The sequence below is a fragment of the Phenylobacterium sp. genome, assembly GCF_031425575.1.
Taxonomy (GTDB): domain Bacteria; phylum Pseudomonadota; class Alphaproteobacteria; order Caulobacterales; family Caulobacteraceae; genus Phenylobacterium.
On sequence record NZ_JANPJP010000177.1, the window covers coordinates 17,700 to 27,349 of the forward strand.

Annotated in this window: 10 protein-coding genes; 5 read left to right on the forward strand and 5 right to left on the reverse strand. The window is 68.9% G+C overall.

From position 1 onward, the window contains the following. Positions 1 to 5: 5 nt before the first annotated feature. The 4 genes from RMO97_RS10050 to RMO97_RS10065 are packed head-to-tail and all read left to right on the forward strand — an operon-like array spanning position 6 to position 3,874. A complete protein-coding gene (locus RMO97_RS10050) occupies positions 6 to 626 on the forward strand; it encodes a CvpA family protein (RefSeq protein ID WP_310540772.1) in 621 nt (206 codons plus the stop codon). Next, positions 623 to 2,113: an amidophosphoribosyltransferase gene (gene purF / locus RMO97_RS10055; protein ID WP_310540774.1), complete on the forward strand. Its 1,491-nt coding sequence runs from the start codon at positions 623 to 625 to the stop codon at positions 2,111 to 2,113. Before RMO97_RS10050 ends, purF begins: the two co-directional genes overlap by 4 nt. Further along, positions 2,110 to 3,108: a bile acid:sodium symporter family protein gene (locus tag RMO97_RS10060; protein ID WP_310540776.1), complete on the forward strand. Its 999-nt coding sequence runs from the start codon at positions 2,110 to 2,112 to the stop codon at positions 3,106 to 3,108. Before purF ends, RMO97_RS10060 begins: the two co-directional genes overlap by 4 nt. Before the next feature lie 10 nt (positions 3,109 to 3,118). Next, complete coding sequence (locus RMO97_RS10065; protein ID WP_310540778.1) at positions 3,119 to 3,874, forward strand: SDR family NAD(P)-dependent oxidoreductase; 756 nt, start codon at positions 3,119 to 3,121, stop codon at positions 3,872 to 3,874. On the opposite strand, the gene der is transcribed toward RMO97_RS10065, so the two are convergent. The 5 genes from der to RMO97_RS10090 form a co-directional block, all read right to left on the reverse strand. Beyond that, positions 3,819 to 5,420, reverse strand: coding sequence for a ribosome biogenesis GTPase Der (der, locus tag RMO97_RS10070; protein ID WP_310540779.1), 1,602 nt, complete (start codon positions 5,418 to 5,420; stop codon positions 3,819 to 3,821). The genes RMO97_RS10065 and der overlap by 56 nt on opposite strands. A gap of 24 nt (positions 5,421 to 5,444) precedes the next feature. Further along, a complete protein-coding gene (locus RMO97_RS10075) occupies positions 5,445 to 6,836 on the reverse strand; it encodes a PQQ-binding-like beta-propeller repeat protein (protein WP_310540780.1) in 1,392 nt (463 codons plus the stop codon). Then, on the reverse strand, positions 6,833 to 7,603 hold the full coding sequence (locus tag RMO97_RS10080) for a tetratricopeptide repeat protein (RefSeq protein ID WP_310540782.1): 771 nt from the start codon (positions 7,601 to 7,603) through the stop codon (positions 6,833 to 6,835). Before RMO97_RS10080 ends, RMO97_RS10075 begins: the two co-directional genes overlap by 4 nt. 95 nt (positions 7,604 to 7,698) lie before the next feature. After that, the gene (locus RMO97_RS10085; protein ID WP_310540784.1) at positions 7,699 to 8,556 is read right to left on the reverse strand and encodes an SDR family NAD(P)-dependent oxidoreductase; all 858 of its coding nucleotides are present in this window, start codon (positions 8,554 to 8,556) and stop codon (positions 7,699 to 7,701) included. A gap of 17 nt (positions 8,557 to 8,573) precedes the next feature. Then, positions 8,574 to 9,176, reverse strand: a complete 603-nt coding sequence (locus RMO97_RS10090; protein ID WP_310540786.1) for a helix-turn-helix domain-containing protein — start codon at positions 9,174 to 9,176, stop codon at positions 8,574 to 8,576. Positions 9,177 to 9,273: 97 nt separating this feature from the next. On the opposite strand from RMO97_RS10090, the gene RMO97_RS10095 reads away from it, so the two are divergent. Beyond that, a partial coding sequence (locus RMO97_RS10095; RefSeq protein ID WP_310540788.1) for an aldo/keto reductase occupies positions 9,274 to 9,650 on the forward strand: 377 nt, incomplete at its 3' end.

Here is a 9,650-nt window from a genome sequence, read left to right on the forward strand (position 1 = left end):
ACGGTTTGCCCTGGTTCGACATTGTCGTGCTCTCCATCCTCCTGGCCTCGGCCGGGGTGGGGTTCTATCAGGGCGCGGCCCGCGAGATGGTCGCCGTCCTCTCGTTCCTGATCGCCGCCATCGTGGCGGTCATGGCTCTGCGGTTCACCGGACCCATGGGCCGAGCGATGGTCGATCCCGACTGGGCCGGCGCCACCGGCGCGGTCCTGGCCACCTTCGTCCTGGTCTACGGGGTCCTGCGACTTACGGGCGCAGGCCTTGCGCGGCGGATCCAGGAAACTCAGATCCTGGGCCTGTTGGACCGCACGGTCGGCCTGGGGTTTGGCCTGATCCGCGCCTTCGTGGTTCTCGGAGCCTTCAACCTGGCCTTCAACGCCGCAACCCCTGTGGAGTTGAGGCCCGCGTGGATGACCGGCGCAGTCTTCTATCCCATGACCACGGCGGCGGGTCAGATCCTCAAGGCCTTCGCGCCGCGGGGTCTGGACATGGCCAACAAGCTGAAGCCGGCGGTTTCCGACGCAGTGCGTGAAGGTTCTGCGAACGCTCCGCGTGACTCTGACGACGGTCGCGGCTATGACGCCCGCGATCGCGGCGGTATCGATGATCTAGTGGAGAAATCCCGATGACCCAGTCACTGGATCGATGGCGACAGGCTCCCCGCGATCCCGATGACGACACGCCCCGCCTGGAGTGCGGCGTGTTCGGAGTCTTCGACACCGACGCCGCCTCGGCCATCACGGCGCTCGGCCTTCACGCCCTCCAGCATCGCGGCCAGGAAGCCTGCGGCATCGCCAGCTTCGACGGCCAGGGTTTCCACACCGAGCGCCATATGGGCCACGTGGGCGACGCCTTCGCCGGCGGCGACCTAATGGACCGCCTGCCCGGCCAGACCGCCATTGGCCACACCCGCTACTCCACCGCCGGCGGGTCGTTTATCCGCAACGTCCAGCCCATGTTCGCCGACCTTGAGGCCGGCGGCCTGGCCATCGCCCACAACGGCAACCTCACCAACTTCCTGACCCTGCGCCAGCAGCTGGTGGCCGAGGGCGCCATCTTCCAGTCCACCTCGGACTCCGAGGTCATCCTCCATCTTATCGCCCGCTCGCGCCGCGCGCGGCTGGTGGACAAGTTCATCGACGCCCTGTCGGTGATCGAGGGCGGCTACGCCCTGGTGGCGCTGTCCAACAAGAAGCTGATCGGGGTGCGCGACCCCTTGGGCATCCGCCCCCTGGTGCTGGGCGACCTGGACGGCAAGGCCGTGCTGGCCTCCGAGACCTGCGCCCTCGACATGATCGGCGCCGCCTTCGTCCGCGACATCGAGCACGGCGAGATGGTGATCATCGATCACGACGGCATCGAGTCCATCCGCCCCTTCCCGGCGGCCAAGGCCCGTCCCTGCATCTTCGAATATGTCTACTTCGCGCGCCCCGACTCGGTGGTGAACGGCCGCTCGGTCTATGAGGTGCGCAAGCGCATGGGTCGCAAGCTGGCGATGGAGAGCCACGTCCCCGTGGACGTCATCGTCCCGGTCCCCGACTCCGGCGTCCCCGCGGCCCTCGGCTACGCTCAGGAAACCGGTGTCCCCTTCGAGATGGGCATCATCCGCAACCACTATGTCGGCCGCACCTTCATCCAGCCGACCCAAGGCGCCCGGGAAATGGGCGTGCGCATGAAGCTGTCGCCCAACCGCTCGGTCCTGGCCGGCAAGCGGGTGATGCTGATCGACGACTCCATCGTGCGCGGCACCAACTCCGTCCGCGTCGCCCGCATGGTGCGCGAGGCCGGCGCCGCCGAGGTTCACCTGCGCTCAGCCTCACCGCCGATCATGTGGCCCGACTACTACGGCATCGATATGCCCGACCGCGACAAGCTGCTGGCCGCCAACCACAGCGTCGATGAGATCGCCAGGATCCTGGAGGTGGACTCCATGGGCTACCTCTCCGTGGACGGCCTCTACTGGGCGATGGAATCGGCGCCCCGCGACCCCGACCAGCCGCAGTTCACCGACCACTACTTCACCGGCGACTACCCGACCCGTCTGCTGGACCGCGAGATCGCCGAGGGCCGCAATGAGACCTCGGAGCGGCAACTGTCCTTCCTGGTCGACGCGTGAGCGGAGAAAAGGCGGGCGGCTGGCGCAGCCGCCTTAGGCCCGACTGGTACATCATCCTGATCTTCAGCATGGTGGTGCTGGCCTCCCTGCTGCCCGCGCGTGGCGCGGCCGCCCCGGTGTTCGGCGTGACCACCCAGGTCGCCATCGCGCTGGTCTTCTTCCTGCACGGCGCCAAGCTGTCGCGCGAGGCGGTGATCAAGGGCGTCACCCACTGGCGGCTGCACCTGCTCGTCCTGGCCGCCACCTTCGTGATGTTCCCGGTCCTCTGCCTGGGCCTGACCGCCCTGCCCGGCGCCATCACGCCCGCGGCCCTGGCGCCTGGCCTGATCTTTCTGGGCTGCCTGCCCTCCACGATCCAGTCGTCGATCGGCTTCACCGCCATCGCCCGGGGCAATGTGGCCGCGACGGTCGCCTCGGCCACCGCCTCCAACCTGCTGGGCATCGCCCTGACGCCGATCCTGGCGGCGGTGCTGATGCACACCCAGGGCGGCTTCTCCCTGGAGTCGGCCCAGTCCATCGTCCTGCAGCTGCTGCTGCCCTTCATCGCCGGCCAGCTGCTGCGGCCCTGGGTGGGGCCCTGGATCACCAAGCGCTCCAAGATGGTGGGCTATGTGGATCGCGGCTCCATCCTGTTGGTGGTCTACGCCGCCTTCTCGGAGGCCGTGGTGGAGGGGATCTGGAGCAAGGTCAGCACGCTCGACCTTGTGCGCCTGCTGATCCTCTGCTGCGTCCTGCTGGCGGCCGTCCTGCTGATCACCCTGTTCGCCGCGCGGGCCGCCCGGTTCAACAAGGAGGACGAGATCACCATCGTCTTCTGCGGCTCCAAGAAGAGCCTAGCGAGCGGCGTGCCGATGGCCGGCGTCCTCTTCCCTGGCGCGCAGTTGGGCATGATCCTGCTGCCGGTGATGATCTTCCACCAGATCCAGCTGATGGCCTGCGCGGTCATCGCCAACGCCTACGCCAAGCGGGCGGACACAGACCCCCAGACCAGCTAGAAGCGCCGCCATGACTGATTTGAACCTCCCCCTCGCCGGCAAGATCGCCCTGGTCACCGGCGCCTCGCGCGGCATCGGCCGGGCTTCCGCCCTAGCCCTGGCCAAGGCCGGCGCCCATGTCATCGCCGTGGCCCGCACCACCGGCGCCCTGGAAGAGCTGGACGACGAGATCCGCGCCGCCACCGGTCAGCCGGCGACCCTGGTCCCCATGGACATCTCTCAGGTCGAAGGCCTCGACCAGCTGGGCCTGGCCATCCATGAGCGCCACGGACGCCTGGACATTGTCGTCCACGCCGCCGCCATCCTGGGGGTCATCACACCGGTCAGCCACATCGAGCCGGCGCTGTTCGACAAGGTGCTCACCACCAACCTGACCGCCACCTTCCGGCTGATCCGCGCCACCGAGCGCCTGCTGAGGGCCTCTGACGCCGGGCGCGCCATCTTCATCACCACAGGCCGCGTCCAGCGTCCGAAGGCCTTCTGGGGCGCCTACGGCGTCTCCAAGGCGGGCATGGAGCACCTGGTGCAGACCTGGGCCGACGAACTGGAGAACACCACCGTCCGCGCGGTGCTGGTGGATCCGGGCGTCATGCGCACCAAGATGCGCGCCGAGGCCATGCCGGGCGAGGATCCCATGGACCTGCCCCATCCGTCGGAGATCGGACCGATGATCGTCGACCTGGCCCAGGCCGACCTGGGCCAGCCGACCTCTAGCGTCTTGCTTTCGGACTGGAAGCTGAAGTCCGGCTCGCCCGCTTCGGCTTGACGCCGGGCCGGGCCAGCTTTTGGGTGCGCCCCTTGGGGTTGCCCACCAGCTTGGGCTTGGCCACGTAGGACCGCTTCGGCTTTGCCTCGGCGCCCGCCTTGGCCTTGGCCGAGGCCGCCGCCTTGGATTTCGCCCGCATCCCCGTCGTCGGGCCGCCCACGGCCTTGGCGGCCGCCCTGGCCGCGAATCCGCCGGTCGGGCCGCTCTTGGCCTCCCCCTCGGCGAAGGGGTTCTTGTTGGACTTCACCGTCAGCCGCATGGGCACGCCGGGCAGGTCGAAGCTCTCGCGCAGCGAGTTGATCAGGTAGCGGCGATAGTGGTCGGGCAGCTGGTCGGCCCGGCTGGCGAACAGCACGAAGGTCGGCGGCCGCGCCTTGGTCTGGGCCATGTACTTGGGCTTGATCCGCCGCCCGCCCACCGAGGGGGGCGGATGGCGTTGGGTCGCCATGGAGAGCCAGTCGTTCAGGTCCCGCGTCTTGACCTTGGTGGACCAGTCGCCGTGCACCTTGAAGACCGCCGGCATCAGCTTGTCGAGGCCACGGCCGGTCTCCGCCGACAACGCCACCACCGGGGTCCCGCGCAGCTGCGGCAGCAGGCGCGCGGCTTCTTCGTTGAACATGGCCAGGGTCTCGCGCTGGTCCTCCACCAGGTCCCACTTGGCCAGGCAGAACACCAGCCCACGTCCCTCCCGCTCGACAAGGTCGGCGATCTGCAGGTCCTGCACCTCGAAGGGGTGGGTGGCGTCCATCACCAGGATCACCACCTCGGCATAGGTGATGGCGCGGATGGAGTCCTGGCCTGACAGCTTCTCCAGCTTCTCCTCGACCCTCGCCTTCCGGCGAAGCCCGGCGGTGTCCACCAGGCGGATGGCCCGGTCGTCCCAGGTCCAGTCCACCGGAATGGCGTCGCGGGTGATCCCGGCCTCGGGGCCGGTCAGCAGCCGGTCCTCGCCGATCAGCTTGTTCACCAGGGTCGACTTGCCCGCATTGGGGCGCCCCACGATGGCGATCTGCACCGGCTTCTCGACGGCGTCGCCGTCCTCGAACTCGTATTCCACCGCATAGGGGGCGATGGCCTGGTAGAGGTCGGCCATGCCCTCGCCGTGCTCGGCGGAGATCGGAATCGGCTCCCCCAGGCCCAGGCTGAAGGCGTCGTTGATGCCGTCGTCGCCGCGCTTGCCCTCGGCCTTGTTGGCCAGCAGCAGCACCGGCTTGTCGCGGCGGCGCAGGATTTCGCCGAAAACGCGGTCCATGGGCGTGATGCCGTCGCGGGAATCCACCACGAACAGCGCCACGTCGGCCTCGTCGATGGCCAGCTCGGTCTGGGCGCGCATGCGGGCCTCGAGGCTCTCGTCGGTGACGTCCTCGAAGCCGGCGGTGTCGATCAGCTCCAGTTCGATGTCGCCGATCCGCCCCGCGCCGAAGCGCCGGTCGCGGGTGACGCCCGGCCGGTCATCGACGATGGCGAGCTTCTTGCCCGCCAGCCGATTGAACAGGGTGGATTTGCCGACGTTCGGACGCCCTACGATCGCAAGCCTGAGCGGCATGGGGTCCTGGTCTTTTCTCGTCGTCTATCGCAGCGCGATGAGTTGGGCCTCATCGGTCGCGATGTAGATCGTGTTGTTGATGGAGATCGGGCCGAGCAGCACGCCCGAGCCGAGGTTCATGGTCTTTTCCACCGCGCCGGTCTTGGCGTTCAGGGCCACCAGCTCGCCCTGATTTGAGGCGGTGATCACCTTGCCGGAGGCCAGGATCGGGCTCGACCAAACGGGCTTTGAGACATACTTCTTCTTGCCGACGCTGATGCCCATCAGGCCGCCCTTGGCCTTGCCGCGGCCTTCACCCAGGTCGCGGATCCAGTAGATCTGGCCGCTCTCGCGGGCCACGCAGATCACCTGGCCGCCCTTGTCCACCACATACACCACGTCGCCCGAGGGCCAGGGGGTGGTGATGCCGGTGATCGGCAGGGTCCAGCGCGCCTGGCCGGTGCGCAGGTCGGTGGCGGCGAAGACGCCCGAGTGGCTGACCGCGAAGACGTCGCCTTGGAAGATCACCGGGCGGCCGGGAATGTCGCGTATCTCCGACAGCGCGTTGTTGCGGCTGGCCCGCGACAGGGCCTCGTTCCACAGGTCGTTGCCGTTGGCGGCGCGCAGGGCCACCAGTTCACCCGAGCCGAAGGCGGCCACGACGGTGTCGCCGGAGACGGCGGGGCTGGAGGCCCCCAGGATGCGCGAGGACTCCGACAGGGCCTGATAGGTCCAGCTCGGCGTCCCGTCGGCGGTGTTGTAGCTCAGCAGGGTGTTGTCCACCGCCACCACGAACAGGCGTCCGCCCGCCACGGTGGGGGCCGCATGGATCGGCTGCTCGGTGGCCACCTTCCAGCCGACCGCGCCGGTGTCGGCGTTCAGCTGGGCGATGAAGCGGAAGCCCGAGGCGACATAGAGCCTGCCGTCGGCGATGGCGATCCCGCCGCCGAAGGCTTCCTTGTCGCGCTTGGAGTCGGGACGCAGATTGACCTTCCACACCTCGGCCCCGGTCTGGGCGTCGAGGGCCGAGACCGTGGCCTCGCCGTCCATGACATAGATCTTGCCGTTGGCGGCCACCGGCGGCGCGGTCACGTGGGCGCCGCGGCCGGAGCCCTCGCCGAAGCCGCGCTTCCAGGCCATCGACAGCCCGCCGCCCGCCGCCACATGGCCGACGGAGTTCTCAAGCGTGCCCCCTGGCATGGACCATTCGCTGAGCGCCACCGGGTCGGGCAGGAAGAAGTCGACGCCCTTCAGGGCCTCGGCGGCCTCCACCTTCTGGTCGAAGGCGATGATGGCGATCCGTTCGCCCTCGCTGGCGACCTCGCCGGGGGCCTCGTCCTTGGGGAAGGGATTGAGGCGGCTGAGCGTCGAGCACCCGCTCGCGGTCAGGGCGGCCGTCAGGAGCAGGGCAAGACCGGTGCGGCTGCGAAGCGTCATTGGGCGTCCGGGGTTGGCTGTTGCGTCGGAGCCGAAAGGCCCGCGGAGGCCCCCGGCGGAAGGAGCGGGCTCTGCGGCGGCAGGGCCGCGGCGGCGCGCGCGGCGGCGGCCACGTTCTTGGCCGAGCCGGAGTCGATCAGGTCCATGGCGGCCTTGGCGCGATTGCGGGCGCCTTCCGAAGCGTCGGCGATCAGCGAGATGACCACGAAGTCGCCCCGCGCCCCGGCTAGGTCGCCGTGCAGGATCTTGGCGAAGGCCAGGGCCTCACGCGCCTCGGTGCGATACGGGCGGCCTTCCTTGGTCATCGGCGTCAGGCGGGCTTCCAGGTCCTTGTAGGGAGCCGTGTCGAGCAGGGCGAAGGCGGATTTGAGGCGCGCGACGTCGCCGATGATCTCGTTCGGCGCGGCCTCGGCGGCCTCGTCGAAATACTTCACGGCCTCGGCCGGCTTGCCGGCGGCGATCTTGATGCCGCCCTGATGCTGCAGGGCGAGCGACTTGTAGGCCTTGGACCCGGACTTGGCGACCTCGCCAAACAGCCGGTCGGCCTCATCGGCCCGGCCGGCGCCGAAAGCCTCCAGGGCCTGGGCGTACTGCTCCGAGGCCTTCGACGTCGTCTTGGTCTGGTAGGCGTCGTAGCCCCACACCGCGAGCGCGATCAGCAGGGCGCCGGCCAGGGCGGCGCCGACCCAGGGCAGGGCTTTGAGCGCAAGCGCCTTGTAGCGGTCGGTGCGGAGCTGCTCCTCGACCTCTTCAAAGACATCAACCACGTAGGGGAACTCCGCACGAAAGGCGCAAGGGGAATAGAGCGGCGGAACCTATAGCGGCAGCGTGGCCATCGCAACGGTCCGGCGTCGTCGGGGGCTTACCCTGCGCCGGGCTTCGACGCCATGAAAGTCTCGAAGGCGGCCTTGTGGTCGGGATGCCAGCGCGAGAGGGCCGGCCGGTTCAGGATCAGGTCGTCAGCGGCCCAGGCGATGCGCTTTTCGTCCATCTCCCGGCTGACGTCGTTGTCGGGACAGAGGATGTAGAAGTCTCCCTGCCCCATCGCCTCGACCATCAAATCCACCACCTGCTCCGCGCTCCAGGCGCCCGGCGGCTTCTCGGTCGAGCGCGCGGTCATCCCGGTGAAGGTGTAGCCGGGAATCAGCAGGTGGGCGCTGACCTGCCCTCCCTCGACGTTGCGCAACTGGTGGGCCAGGCCCTCGGTCAGCGCCTTCACCGCCGCCTTGCTGGTGTTGTAGGCCACGTCGCCCGGCGGATTGGTGATGCCTTGCTTGGAGCCGGTGTTGATGATCGCGCAGGGCGTCCCCTGGTCCAGCATCAGGCTGGTGAAGGCCTGCACCCCGTTGATCACACCCCAGAGATTGATCTCCAGCAACCGGCGCCAGCGGTCCGGATGCTCCCAGGCCCCGGCCCCGCCGCCGACCCCGGCGTTGTTCATCAGCACCGCCACCTCGCCGAACCGCTCATAGGCGGCGTCGCGCAGGCGGTTGACCGCGTCAGCGTCCGAAACATCTGTGGCCACACCGAACACCTCGGCGGGCGCGCGCGCCGCCGCGGTGACGGCCTTCACGGCGGCCTCGAGCCCTTCGGCGTTCCGGTCCGCCAGGCAGACCTTCATTCCAAGGCTCGCGAACCGCTTGGCGGCGGCCAGGCCGATGCCACTGGCCGCGCCCATTACGACGGCGGCGCGGCCGGATGTCAGGGCGGGGTGGCTCATCGGGCTTCTCCGGCGGTTCAGGGGCGCAAGGCCGCGGCGGTCAGGTCCGCGATGCGGGCCAGGCTGGCGCGGTAGGTCGCCGGATCGGGCGGGCCGGACTCGCTCTGCTTGGCCCCCTTGGCGGCGGCCATCAATGTGGCGGCGATTGCGGCGGCGTCGAGGCCGCAAGCCGCCAGGTCCGCCTCCCCCGCATTTTCGGCCGCGTTCAGGAAGCCGACGATCCGCCCGGTATAGGTCCTGTCCACCTGGCCCGCGATGTCGGGCCCGACAGCCAGCCGCGTGGAGCTCAGCTCCACCAGATGCTCGGACTGGCCGTAGCGGTCGTACATGCCGGCATAGAGCGCCTCCAGCACCCCGCGCAGCCGCGCGCCGAAACCGCCGCCCGCCGCCTCCGCCAGGTCGCAGGCCAGCTCCACCTCGGCCAGGTTACGGGCCTGCATGGCGCGGAACACAGCCTCCTTGCCGTCGAAGTAGAGATAGACCGTGCCCTTTGCGATCCCGGCTTCGCGGGCGATGTCGTCGATGGAGGTGCGGCGGAATCCGAACTGGGTGAACAGCCGCTGGGCGGCGTTCAGGATCGCGTCGGCCTTGGTGCGTGACTCGGGGGCGGGCTCAGCCATGCACCTATTAGGCGGGCCAACCGATTGACATCAAGCGTCGGATGAGACGAAATGACCCAATCAATTAAATCGGTCAGTTCGTCCAGGGAGAATGCGCATGAAGACCCGTCAGCTGGGGGCCAAGGGCCCCACCGTTTCCGCCATGGGCCTGGGCTGCATGACCATGACCGCCGTCTACGGCGCGCCGTCCGACAAGGCCGAGAGCCTCGCCACCCTGGACCGCGCCCTGGAGCTGGGGATCAACTTCTGGGACACCGCCGACATCTACGGCCCCCATGAGAACGAGGAGCTGCTGGGCGAGGCCCTGACGGGCCGCCGCGAGCGGGTCTATCTGGCCACCAAGTTCGGCATCGTCCGCAAGGGCGAAGGGACCGGCGTCGACGGCAGCCCGGCCTATGTCCGCGCCGCCTGCGAGGCCAGCCTGAAACGCCTGAAAACCGACGTCATCGACCTGTACTACCTGCACCGCGTCGA